Annotated in this window: 18 protein-coding genes and 1 pseudogene; 11 read left to right on the forward strand and 8 right to left on the reverse strand. The window is 71.9% G+C overall.

Annotated features, from left to right (window positions below; genetic code table 11):
- The first annotated feature begins 1 nt into the window (after window position 1).
- Window positions 2–4,819 (forward strand): DNA repair ATPase, encoded by a 4,818-nt coding sequence (locus tag ACTWPW_RS15925; protein WP_443169132.1) that lies wholly within the window; start codon window positions 2–4, stop codon window positions 4,817–4,819.
- Window positions 4,820–4,922: 103 nt separating this feature from the next.
- Here ACTWPW_RS15925 and ACTWPW_RS15930 read toward each other — a convergent pair whose 3' ends face one another.
- The 3 genes from ACTWPW_RS15930 to ACTWPW_RS15940 form a co-directional block, all read right to left on the reverse strand.
- Window positions 4,923–6,530, reverse strand: a complete 1,608-nt coding sequence (locus tag ACTWPW_RS15930; protein ID WP_443169133.1) for a TlrC/CarA/OleB/SrmB family ABC-F type ribosomal protection protein — start codon at window positions 6,528–6,530, stop codon at window positions 4,923–4,925.
- A gap of 157 nt (window positions 6,531–6,687) precedes the next feature.
- Complete coding sequence (locus ACTWPW_RS15935) at window positions 6,688–7,158, reverse strand: MarR family winged helix-turn-helix transcriptional regulator (RefSeq protein WP_443169134.1); 471 nt, start codon at window positions 7,156–7,158, stop codon at window positions 6,688–6,690.
- A gap of 66 nt (window positions 7,159–7,224) precedes the next feature.
- Window positions 7,225–8,085, reverse strand: a complete 861-nt coding sequence (locus tag ACTWPW_RS15940; protein ID WP_375110537.1) for a 4-hydroxy-tetrahydrodipicolinate synthase family protein — start codon at window positions 8,083–8,085, stop codon at window positions 7,225–7,227.
- 71 nt (window positions 8,086–8,156) lie between these two features.
- Here ACTWPW_RS15940 and ACTWPW_RS15945 point away from each other — a divergent pair, with 71 nt between their 5' ends.
- On the forward strand, window positions 8,157–9,026 hold the full coding sequence (locus ACTWPW_RS15945; RefSeq protein ID WP_443169135.1) for a LysR family transcriptional regulator: 870 nt from the start codon (window positions 8,157–8,159) through the stop codon (window positions 9,024–9,026).
- 93 nt (window positions 9,027–9,119) lie between these two features.
- Here ACTWPW_RS15945 and ACTWPW_RS15950 read toward each other — a convergent pair whose 3' ends face one another.
- Window positions 9,120–9,716 carry a TetR/AcrR family transcriptional regulator gene (locus tag ACTWPW_RS15950; RefSeq protein ID WP_443169136.1) on the reverse strand — a complete coding sequence of 199 codons (597 nt, stop codon included), beginning with the start codon at window positions 9,714–9,716 and terminating at the stop codon, window positions 9,120–9,122.
- An 81-nt stretch (window positions 9,717–9,797) separates the two neighbouring features.
- Between ACTWPW_RS15950 and ACTWPW_RS15955 the strand changes: the two genes are divergently transcribed.
- On the forward strand, window positions 9,798–10,751 hold the full coding sequence (locus tag ACTWPW_RS15955) for a quinone oxidoreductase family protein (RefSeq protein ID WP_375110534.1): 954 nt from the start codon (window positions 9,798–9,800) through the stop codon (window positions 10,749–10,751).
- 9 nt (window positions 10,752–10,760) lie between these two features.
- Here ACTWPW_RS15955 and ACTWPW_RS15960 read toward each other — a convergent pair whose 3' ends face one another.
- Both ACTWPW_RS15960 and ACTWPW_RS15965 read right to left on the reverse strand, forming a co-directional pair.
- Window positions 10,761–11,705 carry a serine hydrolase domain-containing protein gene (locus ACTWPW_RS15960; RefSeq protein ID WP_443169192.1) on the reverse strand — a complete coding sequence of 315 codons (945 nt, stop codon included), beginning with the start codon at window positions 11,703–11,705 and terminating at the stop codon, window positions 10,761–10,763.
- Between the two features lie 69 nt (window positions 11,706–11,774).
- Window positions 11,775–12,290: a flavoprotein gene (locus ACTWPW_RS15965; RefSeq protein ID WP_443169137.1), complete on the reverse strand. Its 516-nt coding sequence runs from the start codon at window positions 12,288–12,290 to the stop codon at window positions 11,775–11,777.
- A gap of 240 nt (window positions 12,291–12,530) precedes the next feature.
- Here ACTWPW_RS15965 and ACTWPW_RS15970 point away from each other — a divergent pair, with 240 nt between their 5' ends.
- From ACTWPW_RS15970 to ACTWPW_RS15990, 5 genes are all read left to right on the forward strand, one after another.
- Window positions 12,531–13,082 carry an RNA polymerase sigma factor gene (locus ACTWPW_RS15970; protein WP_443169138.1) on the forward strand — a complete coding sequence of 184 codons (552 nt, stop codon included), beginning with the start codon at window positions 12,531–12,533 and terminating at the stop codon, window positions 13,080–13,082.
- Entirely contained in the window at window positions 13,075–13,350 is a 276-nt protein-coding gene (locus ACTWPW_RS15975) for a hypothetical protein (protein ID WP_443169139.1), read from the forward strand. The genes ACTWPW_RS15970 and ACTWPW_RS15975 overlap by 8 nt, the downstream gene beginning before the upstream one ends.
- 85 nt (window positions 13,351–13,435) lie before the next feature.
- A complete protein-coding gene (locus ACTWPW_RS15980; protein WP_375110530.1) occupies window positions 13,436–14,416 on the forward strand; it encodes a polyprenyl synthetase family protein in 981 nt (326 codons plus the stop codon).
- A gap of 85 nt (window positions 14,417–14,501) precedes the next feature.
- Window positions 14,502–15,173 (forward strand): hypothetical protein, encoded by a 672-nt coding sequence (locus ACTWPW_RS15985; RefSeq protein WP_364111782.1) that lies wholly within the window; start codon window positions 14,502–14,504, stop codon window positions 15,171–15,173.
- Between the two features lie 51 nt (window positions 15,174–15,224).
- Complete coding sequence (locus ACTWPW_RS15990) at window positions 15,225–15,791, forward strand: hypothetical protein (RefSeq protein WP_443169140.1); 567 nt, start codon at window positions 15,225–15,227, stop codon at window positions 15,789–15,791.
- Here ACTWPW_RS15990 and ACTWPW_RS15995 read toward each other — a convergent pair.
- Together ACTWPW_RS15995 and ACTWPW_RS16000 are read right to left on the reverse strand one after the other, a co-directional pair.
- A pseudogene (locus tag ACTWPW_RS15995) lies at window positions 15,760–17,202 on the reverse strand (MFS transporter). The gene ACTWPW_RS15990 and the pseudogene ACTWPW_RS15995 sit on opposite strands and share 32 nt — an antisense overlap.
- 37 nt (window positions 17,203–17,239) lie before the next feature.
- The gene (locus ACTWPW_RS16000; protein WP_443169141.1) at window positions 17,240–17,971 is read right to left on the reverse strand and encodes a class I SAM-dependent methyltransferase; all 732 of its coding nucleotides are present in this window, start codon (window positions 17,969–17,971) and stop codon (window positions 17,240–17,242) included.
- A 150-nt stretch (window positions 17,972–18,121) separates the two neighbouring features.
- Between ACTWPW_RS16000 and ACTWPW_RS16005 the strand changes: the two genes are divergently transcribed.
- From ACTWPW_RS16005 to ACTWPW_RS16015, 3 genes are all read left to right on the forward strand, one after another.
- Window positions 18,122–19,501, forward strand: a complete 1,380-nt coding sequence (locus tag ACTWPW_RS16005) for an LCP family protein (protein ID WP_375110527.1) — start codon at window positions 18,122–18,124, stop codon at window positions 19,499–19,501.
- A gap of 116 nt (window positions 19,502–19,617) precedes the next feature.
- Window positions 19,618–20,547, forward strand: coding sequence for an ATP-binding protein (locus tag ACTWPW_RS16010; RefSeq protein ID WP_375110525.1), 930 nt, complete (start codon window positions 19,618–19,620; stop codon window positions 20,545–20,547).
- An 86-nt stretch (window positions 20,548–20,633) separates the two neighbouring features.
- The gene (locus tag ACTWPW_RS16015) at window positions 20,634–21,020 is read left to right on the forward strand and encodes an SCO5389 family protein (protein ID WP_375110524.1); all 387 of its coding nucleotides are present in this window, start codon (window positions 20,634–20,636) and stop codon (window positions 21,018–21,020) included.
- Window positions 21,021–21,050: the final 30 nt, after the last annotated feature.

Consider the following 21,050-nt stretch of genomic DNA (forward strand, 5'->3'; position numbering starts at 1 on the left):
TGTGACGTCTCAGCTGGAGGGCGCCCTGGAGGTGGGGCTGGAGGCGGGGACGTACGAGGTCCTCAGGAACCGCCTCCAGGCCCAGGCCAAGGCCCTCGCGGCGGCGGCCGAGGCGCTCAACGGGGAGCGGCTGAAGGTCTTCGGCGGGGCGGAGCTGCGCCTGCTGGGCACCGAGCGGATCCGTACGGAGAACAACTGCGTCCCCAGGGACATCGTCTCCCTGGGCGACGTGATGTTGTTCGGTTACAACGTCTTCATCGGGCTCAAGCCGGAGACGACGGTGGCGGACGTGTTCGCGGTGCACCGGTTCTCCCGGGACGGCGACGCCTTCAGGTTCGACGCCGACAGGCTGGAGACGCTGGACGACCCGGCGTTCAGGAAGGACTTCGTCGAGCTGTACCGCTATTACAAGGAGACCCGGCTCCAGCAGCTCAGGCGGGTCGAGGGCAAGCTGCTGGCCGTCTTCCGGACGGGCCCGGCGGACACGCGGGTGCTGCGCTGGACGGTCAGCAACGGCGGGGTCCCGAAATATCATGACAACCGGGGGGAGCGGGACCACACCTTCCCCCCGTCCCACGACTTCGAGTGGACGCCCACCACCCGCGACGACCACATCCTCGGCCGCCACCCGCACATCTCCATCGGCGGCGAGGTGTTCGTCGAGACCGTCGGCGGCGACCTCACCATCAAGGTCGAGGACAACACGGAGACCGGGGCCGGCATCTACTCGGAGCCGGTGGCCGAGCCGCTGCAGAGCCTCGCGGACGCCGACGTCGAGTACGCCCGCGTGGGGCCGCTCATCCTCATGCGGATCAGGCCGTACAAGGAGACGGACCGGCGCCACCTGGTCTTCAACACGCGCACCAAGGCCGTCGTCCGGCTCGACGGGCTCGGCCAGGCGTGCCAGCGCCTGCCCGAGGACCAGGGGCTGATCTTCCCCGGCGGCTACTACCTGGCCACGGGGGTCAGCAAGACGTTCGACACGGACGTGTCGGACCTGGAGTTCGAGCGGGTGGTCCGCTCCCCCAACGGCGAGGACGTCCTGTACGTCTTCCACGCCAGGGGCGACGGGCGCTCGTTGCTGCTGCCGTACAACGTGATCAGGAAGGAGGTGGCCACCCCCATCGTCTGCCACGGGTACTCGCTGTTCGACGACGGCACGATGGTGGTCTTCCGGGCCACCTCCGAGGAGCCGACCCGGGTGCACCCGATGCAGGTGTGGCAGACGCCGTACGTGTCGGACACCTACGCCGCCGCCCAGCCCACCGGGACCGGCCCCCTGGAACGCATCGGCAACGCGGAGCTCGTCCGCGGCATCTCCGACAGCCTGTCGGTGGCGCGGATGGTCGAGGAGATGGCGCCGTCCGCCGGGACCTTCGAGGGCCTGATCGCCGCCTGCACGCGGACGTTCGACTCCTACCACTGGCTCGGCGAGCACGGCCTGCGCGGGCCGCTCGCCGACGTGCGCGCCACCGCCGAGCAGGTCCTCGACGAGTACGAGAACGTCGAGCAGCTCACCCGCCAGGCCGCCCGGACTCTGGCCACGGCCGAGGAGGAGACCACCCAGCTCGTACGGAGGTCGAAGGCCGACGACCCGGCCACCGCCGACGCCTGGGTCACCCTGCTGGCCACGCTGCGCCGCGCCCAGGGGCACCTGGTGACGCTGCGCGAGGTCCGCTACATCGACCTGACCGCCCTGGACGCGCTGTCCGCCACGGTGACGGAGGAGGTGGCCTCGGCCGGGAGGCGGGCCGTCACGTTCCTGTCCGGGGAGGAGGCGTTCACCGGCTACCACGCGGCCGTCGACGGGCTCGCCGCCGACGCGGCCGCGATCGGCACGGTGGCCGAGGCCGCGCCCGTCGCCGACCGGCTGGCGGAGCAGGCCGAGGGGCTGGAGGTGGTCACGGAGGTCGTCGGGTCGCTGGACATCGCCGACGCCACCGTACGCACCTCGATCCTGGGCCGGATCGCCGAGGTGCTCGGCGGCGTGAACCGGGCCAGGGCCGTGCTGGACGGGCGCAGGCGCGAGCTGCTCGGCACGGAGGGCCGGGCCGCGTTCGCCGCCGAGTTCGCCCTGCTGGGCCAGGCCGTCACGGGCGCGCTGGCGATGGCCGACGCGCCGGAGAAGTGCGACGAGCAGCTCGGCCGCCTGATGCTCCAGATCGAGAACCTGGAGTCCCGCTTCGGCGAGTTCGACGACTTCGCGACGCAGCTCGCGGCCAAGCGGGACGACGTCTACGAGGCGTTCTCGGCCCGCAAGCAGACGCAGCTCGACGAGCTGGCCCGGCGCGCCGACCGCGTCTTCGCCTCGGCGGAGCGCATCCTGGGCAGCATCACCCGCCGGCTCGCCGCGCTGGCCTCGCTCGACGACGTCAACACCTACTTCGCGACCGACCCGATGGTGGCCAAGGTCCGCTCGGCGGCCGGGGAGCTGCGCGGGCTCGGCGACGCCGTACGGGCGGAGGAGCTGGACGGACGGGTCAAGTCGGCCCACCAGGAGGCCGGGCGCGCCCTGCGGGACCGCCAGGACCTGTTCTCCGACGGCGGCGAGATCCTGCGCCTGGGCCACCACCGCTTCGCCGTCAACACCCAGCCGATCGACCTGACACTGGTGCCGCACGACGGCGCGATGTCGTTCGCGATCACCGGGACGGACTACCGCTCCCCCGTGCCCGACTCGTTCGCCGACACCCGGCCGTTCTGGGACCAGCTGCTGGTCTCGGAGTCCGCGGAGGTCTACCGGGCCGAATACCTGGCCGCCTCGCTGCTCGACTCGGTCACCGCCGGGGCGCCGCTGGAGGAGCTGGTCCGCCGGGCCGCCGAGGAGCGCTACGACGAGGGATACGAGCGTGGGGTCCACGACCACGACGCCACGGCCATCCTGGACACGCTGGTGCGGTTGCGGGAGGGCGCGGGGCTGCTGCGCTATCCGGCGGAGGTCCGGGCGTCCGCGCAGCTCTACTGGGCGTTCGGGGTGGAGGAGGTTTCACGTAAAACATTCGTCACCAGGGCCGTGTCGCTGGTCCGGGCCCGTACGGTCTTCGGCATCACGCCCGCCCTGGGCTCGCTGGCCGACGAGCTGGAGACCTCGATCGCGCGGTTCCTGGCCGGCCTGGGCCTGCCGCCGGTCAGCCTCGCCGGCGAGTACCTCGTCGAGGAGCTGGCCGCCACGCCCGCCGGTTTCGTCACCGCCAAGGCGGCCCGCGACCTCCTCGACGGCTTCCGCCACGCGCTCGGCCCCGCCAAGGTGCGGGAGTTCGAGGAGGACCTCAGCGCCCTCCCCCTCCCCGAGCGCCTCCAGCTCGCCCGGGCCTGGATGACCGCCTACCACCAGGGGCCCGAGGCCGCCGAGGCCGTCGCCGTACTGCTGTGCGACCTGCCCCGCCACGAGTCCAGCGCCACCATCACCGAGACCGTGGACGGCCTGCTGGGCACCCACCCCCGGGTCAAGGACCGCAAGCTGGAGATCCGCCTGGACGAGCTCCTCACCAGGACCCGCCGGTTCGGCCAGGAGCAGGTCCCGGCCTACCGGGCCTACCAGCGGCGCAGGACCGAGCTGGTCGAGGCCGAGCGCCGCCGCCTGCGCCTGGACGAGTACCGGCCCAAGGTCATGAGCGCCTTCGTCCGCAACCGCCTGCTGGACGAGGTGTACCTGCCGCTGATCGGCGACAACCTGGCCAAGCAGCTCGGCGCGGCGGGGGCGGGCAAGCGCACCGACCAGATGGGCCTGCTCCTGCTCATCTCCCCGCCCGGCTACGGCAAGACGACCTTGATGGAGTACGTGGCCAGCCGGCTCGGCCTGGTCTTCGTCAAGGTGAACGGCCCGGCCCTGAGCCACGAGGTCACCTCGCTGGACCCGGCGGACGCCCCGGACGCCACGGCCAGGCAGGAGGTGGAGAAGATCTCGTTCGCGCTGGAGACGGGCAACAACACCCTGCTCTACCTGGACGACATCCAGCACACCTCGCCGGAGCTGCTGCAGAAGTTCATCTCCCTGTGCGACGCCCAGCGCCGCATCGAGGGTGTGTGGAACGGCCGGACGCGGACGTACGACCTGCGGGGCAAGCGGTTCGCGGTGTGCATGGCGGGCAACCCGTACACCGAGTCGGGGCAGCGCTTCCGCATCCCCGACATGCTGGCCAACCGAGCCGACGTGTGGAACCTGGGCGACGTGCTCTCGGGGAGGGACGAGCTGTTCGCGCTGAGCTACGTGGACAACGCGCTCACCTCCAACCCGGTGCTCGCACCCCTGTCGGGACGCGACCGGGGTGACGTGGAGCTGCTCGTCCGCTTGGCGAAGGGCGACACGACGGTCCGGCCGGACCAGCTCCAGCACCCCTACAGCAAGCCGGAGCTGGACCAGATCCTCAGCGTGCTGGCCAAGCTCGTCCGGGTCCAGGAGGTCGTGCTGGCCAACAACCAGGCGTACATCGCCTCGGCCGCCCAGTCGGACGCCGCCCGTACGGAGCCCCCGTACCGGCTGCAGGGCTCCTACCGGAACATGAACAAGCTGGCCGAGCGCATCGTCCCCGCCATGAACGACGCCGAGCTGGAAGCGGTGATCGACGACCACTACCTGGGCGAGGCCCAGACGCTGACCACCGACGCCGAGGCCAACCTGCTCAAGCTGGCGGAGCTGCGCGGCCGCCTGGACCCCGCCCGGGCGGCCCGCTGGGCGGCGGTCAAGGCGGCCTACCTCAAGGCCAAGGCCCTGGGCGGTGCCGAGGACGACCCGGTGGTCCGGGCGGTGGGCGCGATCGGCCTGCTGGCCGACCGCGTCGGCGAGGTCGGCACCGCCATCAAGGAGTCGGGCCACTAGACGCGGCCCTGGTCGCGGTCGAGGCGTCCGCGACCAGGGTCGTCACACTGCCGCGACCCCGCTCACCATCGCCGCGCCCGCGACTCCGCACTCGCCGCGCCCGTCACATCGTCGCCGTGCCGGCCCTCAGCTCCAGGTGGGAGCCGGTGAAGCCGGCGCGCAGGCGGCGGTCGTGCGTGACGATCACCAGCGCGCCCCCGTAGGAGCCCAGCGCCTCCTCCAGCTGCTCGACGAGCACCGGCGACAGGTGGTTGGTCGGCTCGTCGAGCAGCAGCAGGTCCACCGGCTCGCTGACCAGGCGGGCCAGCTCGATCCGGCGGCGTTGCCCGTACGACAGCTCGCCCAGGCGCAACCCCAGGTCCGAGGGCCGGAACAGCCCCAGCGCCAGCAGCGCGTCCGCATGGTCGTCGAGGGAGCCCGGCCGCCCGTGCGCGTAGGCCCGCAGCACGGTACGGTTCGGCGGCCCCGCCTGCTCGTCCTGCCGCAGGTGCCCGACCCGGCCCGCCCGCCGCACGGTGCCCGCGTCCGGCCGCAGCTCACCGGCCAGCACGCGCATGAGCGTGGTCTTCCCGGCCCCGTTCGGCCCGGTGACCAGCAGCCGCTCGCCGGCCCGTACGGTGAGGGTCTCCAGGCACAGGCGCCCCGTCACCCGCACCCCGTCGAGCACAACCGCCGCACCGGCCGCGACGCCGCCCCTGATGTCGGCGGCGAAGCGCAGCGGCTCGGGCGGCGGCGACACCGGGGCGTCGGTGAGCGAACGCACCCGCTGCTGCGACTGCCGGACGCGTCCGGCCGCCCCGTGCGTACGCGAGCGCGCCCGCCAGGCCCCGGTCCCCATCCCCGCCTTGACCATCTTGCGCGGCACGGCCGCCAGCCGGGCGGCGTTGGCGGAGACCAGCCCCGAATGCCGGCCGAGCTCCTGCTTCCACTCCTCGTACGCCCGCAGCCGCGCCGCCCGCTCGGCCGCCTTGGCCGTGAGGTACCCGGCGTACCCGTCGCCGTAGCGCCGCACCTGGCCCTCGGCGACCTCCAGGATCGTGGCGGTCACCCGCTCCAGGAACACCCGGTCGTGCGTGATGGCCACCACGGTGCCCCGGTGGGAGCGCAGGTGCCGTTCGAGCCAGGCCACGGCCTGGTCGTCCAGGTCGTTGGTCGGCTCGTCGAGCAGCAGCAGCTCGGGATCGGCGGCCAGGGTCGCGGCCAGGGCGAGCCGGGAGCGCTCGCCGCCGGACAGCGTGGCCACCGGGCGGGCCCGGTCGAGCCCCGGCAGCCCGAGCCCGTGCAGCGCGGCGTCCACCCGGGCGTCGGCCTCGTACCCGCCGCGCGCCTCGAACTCGGCCACCAGCCCCGCGTAGACCTCCGCGTCCCTCGGGGTGTCGAGCGCGCGCTCGGCGGCCCGCATCCGGCTCTCCAGGTCGCGCAGCTCGGCCAGGGCCACGTCGATGGCGTCGGCCACCGTCGCGTGCGGCGGCAGCTCCGGAGACTGCGGCAGGTAGCCGACGCCGCCGGGCGCGACGACGGTGAGCTCGCCGTTGTCCGGCCGCTCGGCGCCCGCCATGAGCTTGAGCAGCGTGGACTTGCCCGACCCGTTGTCCCCGATCACCCCGATCCGCTCGCCGGGTCTGACGGTGAAGGACACGCGGTCCAGGACGACGCGGGTGTCGTAACGCTTGGTGATCTCGGCGAATGCCAGTTGGGCAGCAGTACGCATAAAGGGCCCACCTCCTCTTCTCGGCGCGGAATTGACCAGAGCGAGGCGGCGCAGGCGGAGCAGTCAGCTCAACGCGTGCGCGCCTCGGGCGCGAGAATCACAGGGAACCCATATCGGCGGAGACGTTATCCCTTGATCAGACGGGATGTCCAGCCCTTTATCGCTCGGCCAGCTCCCGGGTGGCCGCCCGCTGCAGCGCCGTGGACCGCCGCAGCCAGTCGAGGATCACCTCCAGCTCGTCGTCGGTGTAGCGCTCGTACAGCCGGGACAGGCCGGCCGCGAACGGCTCCAGCAGCTCCGCGAACCCGGCCACCCGCTCGTAGTTGATCTCGACGATGACCCGCCGCCGATCCCTGGTGTCACGCAGCCGCCGCACCAGCCACTTGGCCTCCAGCCGGTCGATCAGCCCGCTGACGGTGGCCGGGGCCAGCCCGGTGTGCTGCGCGATCTCCCCCGCCGTCAGCGGCCCGTGGCGCCGCAGCAGATCGAGCGCCTTCTCCTCGGTCGGCCCCAGACCGAGCCGCTCGCCCATGGCCCCGTGGTACGCGACGGCGGCGTCGCCGTGGTCCCGCCCCGCACCGACGAGCGCCTCCAGCAGATCCTTTCGCCTCTTCGAAATATCCCTCAACCTCCACAGATATATTTCGTTCGCCCGAACGAAACATTAGTGGCTTTTGACGGGATAGGCGCGGATCTACGCCAGGAGAGCCCGTGACACCGACTCGTGGCTCGCGGGCAGCAGCGGCAGGCGTACGTCCGGGGTCGGGATCAGGCCCCGGGCGTGCAGCACGCCCTTGATCACGGTCGGGTTGGGCTCGGCGAACAGCGCCGCCGAGAGCCGGGCCAGCCGGTTCCCGAGCGCCCTGGCCCGGGCGACGTCCCCGGCCTGCCAGGCGTCCGCCAGGTCGGCGAAGCTCCTGGTCTCCAGGTGCGCGGAGGCGAGGATGCCGCCCGCCGCGCCCAGGGCGAGCAGCGGCGAGACGCAGACGTCGTCCCCGCCCAGCACCGCGAACCCCTCGGGCAGGTCCCCGAGCAGGTCGATCGCGTCCTGGTCGATCCCGCCCGCCGCGTACTTCACCCCCGCGATCATCGGATGCGCGCCGACCCGGCGCAGCGTGGCCGCGCTGACGGCCTGCCCGGTCCGGTAGGGGATGTGGTAGACGACCAGCGGCACCGGCGTCTCCTCGGCCAGCGCCTCGAAGTGCGCGACGACCCCGCGCTCACCGGGCCGCAGGAAGTACGGCACCATCACCAGCGCCGCCCCCACCCCCGGCGGCAGCTCCCGCAGGGCCCGCGCCGTCGAACGCGTGTCGTTGCCCGTCACCCCCACCGTCAGCAGCGCCTGCCGCTCGGCACAGACGCGGGCGCACACCTCGATCACGCGCGCCCGCTCCGCGGGGTCGAGCGCGGCCACCTCGCCGGTGGTGCCCAGCGCCACCAGGCCGGCGGCGCCCTGGTCGAGCACGTGATGGCCGAGCTTCTCGATCGTGTCCACGGCCACCGCGCCCGACGACTCGAACGGGGTGACCAGCGGTACGTGGATTCCTCTCATCATGCTTCGAGCCTGACCTCCCGGAACCCGTTAGGTCCAGCGCGAGTTTCTTCGTTCGAGATTAAGCTGAGCTTATGCTCGATCCGCGCAAGCTCCACCTGCTCCGCGAACTCGCCAGGCGCGGCACCATCGCCGCGGTGGCCGAGGCGGTCACGTTCACGCCGTCGGCCGTCTCCCAGCAGCTCAGCGCGCTGGAGCGGGAGGCCGGGGTGCCGCTGCTGGAGCGCACCGGCCGCACGGTGGCGCTGACGCCCGCCGGGCAGCTCCTCGTGGAGCACGCGCAGGCCGTGCTCGAACAGCTCGAACGCGCCTCGGCCGCCCTCGCCGCCGCGCGCGGCGGACCCTCGGGGCCGCTGCGGATCGGCGCCTTCCCCACGGCCGCCCGCGTGCTCCTGCCGCCCGCCCTCGCCGGCCTGACCGGCGCGCACCCGGGGCTGCGGCCGATGGTGTCCGAGATCGACCCAGCCGACGTCTCGGCCGCGCTGGGGGCAGGGGAGCTGGACGTGGCGCTCGTCCACGAGTACGACTTCGTCCCGCCCGTCACCGACGCCTCGGTCGAGACCGAGCCGCTGTTCAGCGAGCCGATCTACCTGACCGACCGCCCCTCCGTCGCCGCCGCCCGCGACGACGCGTGGATCACGAACAAGCCCGGCACCCTCTGCCACACCATGGCCGTCAGGGCCTGCCAGGCGGCCGGGTTCGAGCCGCTCGTCCGGCACCACATCGACGACTTCGACACCGTGCTGGCCTTCGCCGCGGCCGGTCAGGGCGTCGCGCTCGTGCCCCACCTGGCGGCCACCAGCCCGCCGGGAGGCGTACTGCTCACCCGCCTGCCGCTGAGCCGCCGCACGCTGGCCGCGTTCCGGAAGGGGAACGGCGAGCACCCGGCGATCAGGGCCGCCGTCGCCGCCTTCCGCACGGCCGTCCCCCACCTCCCCCTCTGACCAGCCCCTCCCTGATCAGCCGCGACCGTCCACGCCCCCGTGATCGCCCGTGAGCGCGCCGCCCTCCCCACCGAACACCCGCGAGCGCCCCCGTCACCGGCCTCCCGCTCCGAACAGCCCTCTGACCAGATCCGCGAAGCTCGCCGCGAGCCGCTCGTGCTCCCCAGCCCGCAACTGGCTCGCGATCGGCTCCATGTGCAGGGTGCCGAGCAGCATGTGAGCGATCTGCCCGGCATCCACGTCCGGCCGCCCTTCGGCGATCAGCCCGGTCACGTGCCGATGCCAGGAGACGTAGATCGGATTGGCCTCCCTGGGCTGCTCGGCGGCCCCCTTCCTGGTCACCATGGCGTGCTCGTGCGCCGCCATGAGGTTGCCGTTGCGCGCCGCCAGCGCGGCCACCGCGGCGAAGAACGCGACCAGCCGCTCCCCCGGCTCCGCCCCCGGCCCGAGCGGCGGCGGCCCCTCGGCGACGGCCACCTCCAGCTCGCGGGCCCGCTCGGCCATGAGCTCCCGCATGAGCCCCGTACGACTGCCGAACCGGTGGAAGACCGTCCCCTTCCCCACGCCGGCGGCGGCCGCGACCCGCTCGACGGAGACCTGCTCGGGCGGGTGCCGCCGCAGCAGCTCCTCGGCCGCCCGCAGGATCGCCTGCCTGTTGCGCGCGGCGTCGGCCCGCTCTCGACGTTCCATCCGGTCATTCTTTCCCATGGACAAACTTGACCAGTGGTCCATATATTAACTGGACCACTGGTTCGGTTATCTGGAGGAAGAATGCGCGCGATCGTCCTGACGGCCAAGGGCGGGCCGGAGCGGCTGGAGCCCGCCGACCTGCCGCGCCCGCGGCCGGGAGAGGGCCAGGTCCTCATCCGCGCCCAGGCCGTCGGCGTCAGCTACGCCGAGACCCAGATCCGCGCGGGCACGCTGCCGTTCCCGCTGCCGCTGCCCGCCGTACTCGGCGCGGAGGCGGTGGGCGAGGTCGTCGAGGCGGGCGCGGGGGTGGACGGGAAGCTGCTCGGCAGCACGCTGGTCGGGGTCACGGGCGGGCTGGGCGCGTACGCGGAGTACGTGGTGCTCCCCGCCGCCATGGCCTGCCCGGTGCCGGACGGCGTGACCCCGGCCGAGGCGCTGGCCGTGGCCGCCCCCGGTGCCATCGCCCTCGCCCTGCTCCACCGGGCCAGGCTGGAAGGCGGGGAAACGGTGCTGGTGGAGGCCGGCACCAGCGCGGTCGGCGGCCACCTGGTACGCCACGCCAAGGAGTTCGGGGCCGGCCACGTGATCGCCACCGCCGGATCGCCCGCCAAGCGGGACCGGGCCGTCGAGCTGGGCGCCGACACCGTGCTCGACCACGGGACGCCCGATTGGCCCTCCGGCCTGCCGGACGTGGACGTGGCCTTCGAGTCCATCGGCGGCGCGTCGGCCGGGCAGGTGCTCGGCCGCCTCACCCCCGGCACCGGCCGCCTGCTCTACTACGGCCTGCTGAGCGGGGAGCCGGCCGCGTTCACCGCCGCCGACCTCATGGAGCGCGGCGTGACGGCCATCGGCTGCAGCGGTCCCGGCTGGGCCGGGCAGGTCTTCGGCACGCACTACCCGGAGATGCTGGCCCGGCTGGCGGCGGGCCGGAGCGGCGCGTCCATCGCCCGTACGCTGCCCCTGGAGGAGGCCGCCGAGGCCCACCGCCTCCTGGAGAGCCGCACGCTGACGGGCCGCGTCCTGCTCGTCCCCTGAAGGCCGCCGCTACCGGTCGAGCACGGCGTCGAGCACGGCCTGCGCGCTGACCTGGCCGGAGTCGTACTCCCCGGCCGTCACCGCCACCACCAGCCCCTCCTCCGGCGCCACGAGCAACCGCTGCCCGCCGTTCCCGATGGCCTCGGCCCACCGGCGCTCACCGGTGCCGAGATACCACTGGTAGCCGTACTCGAACCCGTCGTCGATGACGACCCGGGGCCGCAGCACCTCCCGGAGCCAGTCGCCCGGCACGATGTCCCGGCCGCCGTCGAGCACGAGCTGCCCGATGGCGGCCAGGTCGACCGGCCGCAGCCGCAGCCCGGACGCGGCCCGCGTCGCGCCGTCGTCCCCCCTGGACCAGGCGTACGCGCTGATCCCCAGCGGCCGGAAGAGCCGGTCCGCCGCGTACTCGTCCAACGGCCGCCCGGCGCCCCGCGTGATGATCTCCCCGATCAGCGCGGAGGCGCCGCCGCTGTAGTTCCACCGCTTGCCCGCCTCCTCGACGACGGGCCGCTCCAGCACGTACCGGTGCCGGTCGGGAGCCAGCTCCATCGCGATCTCGCCGTTGGCCGGATCCGTGTAGGGCAGGTCCTCCCGCCACTCCAGCCCGAGCGTCATGGTCAGGGCGTGCTCGACGGTGAGGTGCGCCCGCCCGGGATCAGCCACCAGATCGGGATATTCCGGGAACTGCCGCACCAGCGACTCCCCCGGCGCCGGCACCAGCCCCTCGCGCAACGCGATGCCGTACACCAGCGCCACCACGCTCTTGGACACCGACCTCAGGTCGTGCAGCGTGTCCCGGTCGAACACCACCTGCCCGAGCGCGTCACCCAGGTGGTAGTCGGCCCCCGCGCCGTACCGCTCGATCACCACCTCCCCGCCCCGCATCACCACGAGCCCGTGCAGGTTGGGCGCCTTCCCCGCATGCAGGACCTCGTCCACCCGCTCCGACATTCCCACGATGTACCTCCCGAAATCGGCACATCCTGGCATACAGCCTCACACGGTGTCAGGGACAAGCTCTCAAGGCGTCCGCTTCCTGCCGCCGAGCTCCGCCAGCGCGCGTTCCCAGGGGTAGGGCTCCGAGCCGCCGGCGCCGAGCACCACCCGTACGCCGTCCGCGCGCAGGTCCGCGACGCTGCGCCGGTACGGCGTGCGGGCGGCCAGCGCGCTGTTCACGAACGGCAGCACGACCACCGGGATGCCCAGCCCCGGCGCCTCGGCCAGCACGCCCAGCGCGTAGGTGTCGGCGATGCCCTGGGCGAACTTGTTGATCGTGTTGTACGTGGCCGGCGCCACGACGATGGCGTCGGCCCGGGGCGGCTTCGGCTCGTACGGCTTGCGGTAGCGGCTGCGCACCGGCCGCCCGGTCTGCCGCTCCAGCGCGGCCACGTCGATGAAGTCCAAGGCGGACGGGGTCGCCACGATCTGCACGATCCAGCCCTCCTCCTGCGCCAGGCCGACGAGCCGCCCGACGTCGGCCGCCGCCCCGGCGGCGCAGACGACGAGATAGAGCACCTCACCCGATGATTCGGTCACGCGACGCACTCCCATGAAGTCGGGTTCACTGGCTCCAAGGATCCCCGCCGCCGGTTCCCCGGTTCCACGGACCCCCGCCGCCGAATCCTTTCCGGCGGTCGCCGCCTCTCATACACGTGTGCCGGCGACAGCGCCGGGACGGGAGACTGGAGATTGTCATGCTCATCGCCGGAATCGCGGTCGCGGTCCTACTTGTCTGCGCGTGCAGCGTCGTCCTGCTGCGCAGGAGAGGCCGCTCGCGTGGCTGACCGGACCTGGCCCGCCGAGCGGCTGATCGTGGCGGCGCAGCGCGGCGACGCCGAGTCGATCTCGGCGCTGGTGTCCGGGTCGCACCCGCACGTACGGCGCTTCGCCCGCTCGCTGTGCGCCACGCCCGAGGACGCGGAGGACGCGGCGCAGGAGGCGCTGATCATCCTCTACCGGAAGATCGGCACGTTGCGGGCCACCGGTGCGCTGGCGTCGTGGATGTTCCGCATCGTCCGCAACGAGTGCCTGCGCCGCGCCCGGCTGACGGTGCGGCGGCCGGAGCTCGTCGAGGACACCCGCGCGATCTCGGCCGAGGACGAGGTCATGCGGCGGCTGGAGGCCGATCGGGTGGCCGCGGCCATCGCCGCCCTGCCCGCCGACCAGCGGCAGGTGCTGATCATGCGAGACGTCCAGGGCCTCAGCGGCCGGCTGGTGGCCGGCGCGCTGGGTCTCAGCGTCTCCGCGATGAAGTCGCGGCTGCACCGCGCCCGCGCGACCGTCCACCGGACCCTGGAGAGCACTCCCGAAGGAGGCGCGGATGGCTGAGGACCGCGGTTTCGCCAGCGCGTCGCTGCCCCGGCATCTGCTCCGGGGCGCGGCCGGCTTCGGCGCGCTGATCGGCTCGGTGGCGCTGCTGCCGGCGCTCGGCCCGGTGAGCCTGATGCTCGTACCGGCCGGCCTGCTGGCCCTGCGCGGCTGCCCGACCTGCTGGGCGATCGGGCTGGTGCAGACGATCTCGCGGGGCCGGCTGCGGCGGCGATGCGTGGACGGCCGGTGCGAGCTCACCCGGGCACCCGGATCCCGGACGGGCTGAGGGATGCTCCTCGGCAGCGCAGGGCTGAGAGGCTCCTCAGGGTCTCTCAGGTGCGGCACAGCGGTCGGCGAGCATGCTGGAGGACATGGATCAACTGTTGCGCAGCCCCGCCATCGCCGCGGGGCTGACCAAGGTCGAGGCCAGGATCCGGCGGCTGAGCGGCTCCTCCGCGCTGCCCGGCATCAACGTCGGCGCCGGGCGCATCGTCGCGGCGGGCGGCAAGCGCTTGCGGCCCGCCCTGACCCTCGCCGCCTCCCTCGCGCTCGGCAAGGCCCCCGACCGCCGCGTGATCACGGCCGCCGCCTGCGTGGAGCTCATCCACGCCGGGTCGCTCGTGCACGACGACCTGATGGACCGGGCCACCGAGCGCCGCGGCACCAGCACGCTCAACGCCGAGCTGGGCGACGGCAGGGCGCTGGTCATCGGGGACTTCATGCTGGCCAGGGCCGGGCTGGCGGCGATCACGAGCGTGTCCAGGCCGGTGGCCGAGGTGCTCGCGGCCACCATGGTCGAGCTGGCCGAGGGGCAGTATCTGGAGACGGCCGGCCTGTTCGACCCGGCCCGTACGCGGGAGAGCGCCCTGAGGTCCATCACCGGCAAGACCGCCGCCCTCTTCAGGGCCGGATGCCTGGTGGCGGCGGTCTGCGCGCACGCCACGGCCGAGGACCGGGCGCGCATGGCGGCGTACGGCGAGAAGTTCGGGCTGATCTTCCAGGTGCTCGACGACCTGCTGGACCTGACCGCGTCCACCGCGCAGCTCGGCAAGCCGGCCGGGAACGACCTGCGGCAGGGCGTCTACAGCCTGCCCGTGCTGCTCTCGGGGGCCGACCTGACCGGGCTGCTCGGCCGCGACATGAGCGACGAGCAGGTGGCCGAGGCGCTGCGCAGGCTGCGGGCCGGCCGGATGACGACTGAGACGATCAGCTACTGCCGGGGCCTGGCCTCCGACGCGCTGGCCGCCCTGCCGGTGATCCACGACGAGGAGATGGCGGCCCTCCTGTACGGCCTCCCGTCCGCGTACATCGACCGGGTTGAGCGCATGACCGCCTTAACCGCAGTGAGTTGAGATTTGTTGGAACAATTGGTAATAATCACCGGCAAATCCCAGAAAGAGTGCTCATACTGGAGGTACTCACACCAGGAGCACGCTCATGCGAAAGACACCCCCTCGCATGGCCAGGGAGGACGACCTGGCGCCGAGCCAGTTCCTCCAGCTAGCCGCAGTGGACTTCACCGGCATCTACGCGGTCCACCTCGCCGCCAAGGAAGAGCGCCTGAAGATGACCAGGCTCGCGCTGAGCCTGCTGTCCGGCCCCTTCCTCGCGGCCATCGCCCTGGCCAGCGCCAAGGTCGTCGACCCGCAGAGCCTGACCCGCTGGCAGGACGTGCCGTGGTACCTGTTCGCCCTGGTCACCGCGTTCGGCCTGCTCAGCGTCCTGCCGTTCCTGCGCCTCATCGAGGCGGTCAACGCGCACGCCAGGACGGCCCGGGCGATCAACAACTTCCGCCTGCTGTACGCCACCAAGCTCAGGGACGACCTCGACTGGAGCCCGAACCTCCCGATCGACCCGCGCTTCCCCGAGACGTACGCGCCCCTCGCGTGGCCGGGCATCAACGTCATGATGCTCGCGACGGTCAACTCGACCTACCTGACCGTCGGCGTCACCGGCCTCAGCGGCCAGGAGCCCAACCTGCTCCTGCTCATGACCGGCATCCTGCTCGTGGCGCTGGTCCACTACGCCGTCTACTACATCCGCTGCAACGTGACCAGACGGCGCCGGCTTCCCCGCAACCCGTACCGATTCCCGTATTTGGAGAGCTGAATGCCCGGCCCGGCACTTTGGGCGTCGTGTGGGGAGGCGTGGATCTGGTTGATGCGCCATGTCTGGTCGGCGGGCACCCTCGCCGACGACGACCGCGGTCCCGTCATCGAGGGGCCGTCCGTGCTGTTCGAGATCGCGCGCGTCAGCGGCGACGACCCGATCATCGCGCGGTACGGCGACGCGGACCGGCTGGCGCTGTACCGCAGGAAGTTCACCGAGGACGTGGTGGTGCCGCCGTTCAAGTACAGCTACGGGGCCAGGATCGGGGGGCAGCTCAGGTGGGCGGCCGACCTGCTGCGGGTCAAGCCGTACAGCAAGAGCGCGTGGATCTCGCTGACCGTTCCCGGCGAGCCGTACGACGCGGTGCCCTGCCTGATCGGGGTGGCCTTCCGGATCAGGGAAGGCATGCTCGTCATGACCGCGACCTTCCGCTCCCAGAACGCCTTCACCAGCTACCTCAACTACCTGCCGCTCTCGGAGGTGCACGCGGCGATGGCCGCGAAGCTGGGGACGGAGCGCGGCCCGATGCGGGTGTTCGTCGACGTCCCGCACCTCTACCTGGCCGACAGCACCCACGTGCTGAAGGTCATGCGGCCCTCGCTGCCCCGGCTGTCGTGAGCGGCGCCGCGATGTCCTCCAGCCCCCTGCGCTCGGCCTTGACCCCGAGGAACAGCTCGACCAGGCCACCGGCGATCATCACCAGGGCCCCGATCGTGAACGCCAGCGCCGTGTCCCCCGGCACCCCGGTCTCGACCAGCGAGGCGAAGACGAGCGGCCCCGCGATGCCGCCGGCGGCCGTCCCGATCGCGAAGAAGAACGCGATGGCCATGGCCCTGGTCTCCATGGGGAAGATCTCGCTGACGGTCAGGTACGCCGAGCTCGCCCCCGCCGAGGCCACGAACAACACCGCCGACCAGCACGCGGTCAGCGTCACCGCGTTGAGCGCGCCCTCGTTGAACAGCCAGGCCGTGCCCAGCAGGAGCAGCCCCGACCCGATGTACGTGGCCGAGATCATCGGGATCCGGCCCACGGTGTCGAAGAGGTGGCCGAGCAGCAGCGGGCCGAGGAAGTTCCCGACCGCGATGACCGCGAAGTAGTAGCCCGTGTTCGTGTCGATCTTGAAGAACGTGGACAGGATCTGGGCGTAGCCGAACGTGATCGCGTTGTAGAGGAACGCCTGCCCGATGAACAGCGACAACCCGAGCACCGTCCGCTTGGGATAGAGCGCGACCATCGTGTGCGCGATCCGGCCGAAGCCGATCGACTTGCGCTGGTGCACGGTCATCGTCTGCTTCGGCTCCGGCAGGTCGTCCCTGCCGATCTCGTGCTCGATGTCGTCGACGATCCGCTCGGCCTCCTCGCCCCGGCCGTGGATGAACAGCCAGCGCGGGCTCTCCGGCACGTGACGGCGGACGAGCAGGATGGCCAGCCCCAGCACCACGCCCAGCCCGAACGCGACCCGCTAGCCGATGTTGACCGGCAGGTCGTTCAGCAGCGGCACGGTCAGCAGCGCGCCGCCCGCGGCGCCGAGCCAGTAGCTGCCGTTGATGATGATGTCGATGCGCCCCCGGTGGCGGCTCGGGATGAGCTCGTCGATGGCCGAGTTGATGGCCGCGTACTCGCCGCCGATCCCGAACCCGGTCACGAACCTGAACAGGAAGAACCACCACGCGCTGAAGGAGAACGCGGTCAGCAGCGTCGCCGCCAGGTAGACGACCAGCGTGATGATGAACAGCTTCTTGCGGCCGTACCGGTCGGTCAGCCAGCCGAAGAACAGCGCCCCCGCGCAGGCGCCCGCCACGTAGAGCGCGGCGGCCAGGCCCGCGACCTGGGCCTGGGTGATGTCCACGACGCTGCCCGGCTTGGCCAGCTGCGCGGACAGGTTGCCGACGATGGTGACCTCGAGCCCGTCGAGGATCCAGACCGTGCCGAGACCGATGACGATCATCCAGTGCCAGCGGGACCACGGCAGCCGATCCAGCCGGGCGGGCACCTTCGTACTGATGGTGCCGGTTTCCACGTCGCTCATAGGATCACCCCGATACCCGGCGAGCGATCGGCAAACGTTACGGGGCGGCAGGCTTCCTGGCCTCCAGGATGCCGGTGGCGGACCAGGGACCGCCGTACCAGAACCGCCAGCCCGCGTCCCGCCGCCGCACGTCGATCACGCCGAGCTCGCGCAGCGTGTCCTCGTACGCGGGCGTGTGCCGGAAGTCGGCGATCAGCATCAGCCCGCCGGGCCGCAGCACGCGGTGCGCCTCGCGCACGGCCCGCTCGCGCCCCTCCGCGCCGGGGATGCCGTGGATGGCCTGGCTCGACACGACCACGTCGAACGCGTCGTCGCCGAAGGGCAGCTCGCGCATGTCGCCGGTGACCAGCTCCACCCGCTCGGACACGCCTTCCGCCTCGGCGTTCGCCCTGGTCACCGGCTCCTCGTTGCCCGACCTGTCCCGGGAGCGCCACAGGTCGACGCCGGTCACCCGCCCGTGCTCCAGCCGCTCGGCCGCCAGCAGCAGCACCGCTCCCCGGCCGCAGCCGAGGTCGAGCAACCGCTCGTCGCCGCTCAGCCGGCGCAGCTCCTCGGCCCAGACGGCGAACCTGCCGCGCCGCGTCGTGTAGACGTGGCTGGCCGCGCTGGCCAGCGTGTAGAGCCCGCCGAAGAGGAAGGCGAGGCCCGCGGCGAGGACGTCGAGCACGAACGAGACCGCCGCCAGGCCCAGCAGCACGATCGCTCCGAAGAGCAGACCGGCCAGGGCCCATGGCGCGTCGAACCCGTAACTACCGTGTCGCTTGCTCACATTCACGTTATATCTCAAGGTGGTCTTGACGGGGATTTGACCGAACCATTCCCTTCGTACCGCCTCTCACGCACAACGCATTACTAGGGTGACTTGGATGGGCAGGCGCAACACGGCCATCAGGCATACGTAATGGGGGTTTGACCAGGCATGACGGGAGACGAGCGACGATTCGGCCTCGGCGCGGGCATCGCACTGACCCTGGCCTCGACCGTGTTGTGGGGAGTCGCGCACCTGGCCGCCGAGCGCCGCAAGACCGGCCTGGCGCTCATGGTGGCCTATGTGCTGATGCTGGCCGCGGTGCTGACCGTGTTCACCGCCTTCAGCGCCAACCTGCTGTCCCTGGCCGTCCAGCCCAGCTGGCTCATCGTGCTCACCGTCGCGCTGGTGGTGATCGCGCTGGCCTGGACCGGCGTGATCATCTGGTCCTTCCTCCTCGTCCGCCCCCCGCGTTCCGACACCGTCGGCCGCTTCCTGTCCACCACCCTGGCCGTCGCCCTCTGCGCGCTCATCCTGGCCCCCACGGCGTACGCCACCAGGCTCGCGTACCTGTCGCGCGACGTCGTGCACACCCTGTTCGCCGGCAACAGCGGCACCGCGCCCATCATGGCCCAGGACCCCTGGAGCGGTGCCGACCGGGTGAACTTCCTGCTCCTCGGCGGCGACTCCGCACCCGGCCGGCCCGGCGTGCGCACCGACAGCATGACCGTGGCCAGCGTGGACGTCGAGACCGGCGCCACCGTCCTGTTCGGCCTGCCGCGCAACCTCCAGCAGGTCCAGCTGCCCGCCGGCCCGGCCAGGGACGCCTTCCCCTGGGGCTTCACCGGCAGCGGCCCCGACACCCCGGGCCTGCTCAACGAGGTCTTCCAGTACGCCGAGGACCACCCGGAGCTGGTGCCCGGCGTGCACAAGGGCAAACGCGGCTCGACCCTGCTCAAGCAGACGATCAGCGACATCCTCGGCATCCCGGTGGACTACTACGCCATGGTCGACATGAAGGGCTTCGCGGAGATCGTCGACGCCATGGGCGGCGTACGGATCACCATCAAGGAGCCCATCGTGTACGGCAAGCACCGCGAGGGCCTCCTCCCCGCGGGCACCCGCAAGCTGACCGGCGAGGACGCCCTCTGGTACGGCCGCTCCCGCACCGACAGCGACGACTACGTCCGCATGGGACGCCAGAAGTGCCTGCTCAACGCGGTCGCCAAGCAGGCCGACCCGATGACCGTGCTCAACAGCTTCGAGCGCCTGGCCGCCGCCACGAAGCGGGCCATCTCCACGGACCTGCCCCAGGACCTCCTGCCGGCCGTCGTGGACCTGTCGCAGAAGGTGAAGGACGCCAAGATGCGCAGCCTCAGCTTCGTGCCGCCGCTGATCAGCACCTCCGACCCCGACTGGTACCTCATCCGCCGCAAGGTCCGCGAGGCCCTGGACGAGGACTCCGCCTCGACGAAGACCGCCGCCGCGCACGCCCCGTCCGCGACCGAGAGCACCGACACCCCGGTCAGCCTCGACTCCACCTGCGGATGACCCCCACCGCGACAGTTCGCGGCCTCTTGCTGCCGATTTCCCTCCCCGGCACACCCGCTGTGGCATGATGGTGATCGTCCAACGGAAACGATTTTCATCCTCACCTGGAGTAGGCAGTGAGAGTGGCGTTCGTCGGAAAGGGCGGCAGCGGCAAGACCACCATGTCGGCCCTGTTCGCCAGGCACGTGGCCGGCCAGGGCGGCCCGGTGGTCGCCATCGACGCCGACATCAACCAGCACCTGGCTCTCGTGCTCGGCCTCGACCGGCAGCCGGAGCCCCTCGGAGCCCACCTGACCGAGATCAAGGACCGCCTGCGCGGCACCAACCCCCGCATCATCTCCGCCGAGACCATGGTCAAGACGACCCCGCCCGGCCGCGGCTCCACGCTGCTGAGCTTCCAGGACCTGGCCGCCGACCCCTACGCCGTGACCACCCCCGACGGCCTGCGCCTGCTGGCCACGGGCCCGTTCAGCGAGGACGACCTCGGCGTGGCCTGCTACCACTCGAAGGTCGGCGCGGTGGAGCTGCTGCTCAACCACCTGATCGACGGCGCGGGCGAATACGTCGTGGTCGACATGACCGCGGGCGCCGACTCCTTCGCCTCCGGCCTGTTCACCCGCTTCGACCTGACCTTCCTCGTCGCCGAGCCGACCAGGCAGGGCGTGAGCGTCTACCGGCAATACCGCGAGTACGCCGCCAAGTACGACGTCGCCCTCGCCGTGATCGGCAACAAGGTGCACGGCCAGTCCGACGTCGACTTCCTGCGCGAGCACGTCGGCGACGACCTGCTCACCTGGATGGAGCACTCGGCCGTCGTCCGCGCCATGGAGCAGGGCCGCCACTTCACGCTGGACGACCTGGAGCCGGTCAACGCCGACGCGCTCACGGTGCTCCGCAAGACCCTCGACGAGCAGGTCAAGGACTGGGCCCGCTTCGGCCGCCAGACCGTGGAGTTCCACCTGCGCAACGCGCGGGCGTGGGCCAACGAGCGGACCGGCGCCGACCTGGCCGAGCAGGTGGACCCCGGCTTCGTCTATGGCCCCTGATCACATGAGTGTCCCCGCCGGGACTCTGGAGCGTTTCCCTTTTGCGACCTAGCGTCAGATTTGACCCCCCTTCGAGAGGAGACAGCATGTCGCTGACCGTTCCGAACGATCTGCTCGACCAGGCAAAAGCCGGTGACGTGGACGACGCGGCGTTCCTCGCCTGCGTCCGCGACTCGCTTCCCTACGCGTGGTCGCTGATCAGCGAGCTGGTCAAGCAGCGTGAGCACACCGGGGCCGAGTTCGCCGACAACCACGTGCCGCCGCCGTCCGAGGAGGCCCGCGGCCAGCTCCTGAGGTGCCTGGCGAGCGACTCGATGCGTGGCGCGCTCGAGCGCCACTATGGAGTGCGCCTGGCCTTCCAGAACTGCCACCGGGTGGCCGTCTTCGACCCGACGGCGACGAAGGCCCTGGCCGACTTCGTCACCCCGAGGGCCCAGCTCCTCAACCAGAGCCCGGAGCTGGTGGACTGCTGACCCCACGTCCGGCGGGCCGGGGCACCGGCC

Origin of the sequence: Nonomuraea sp. KM90, from assembly GCF_052246675.1 — a bacterium.
Lineage (GTDB): Bacteria > Actinomycetota > Actinomycetes > Streptosporangiales > Streptosporangiaceae > Nonomuraea.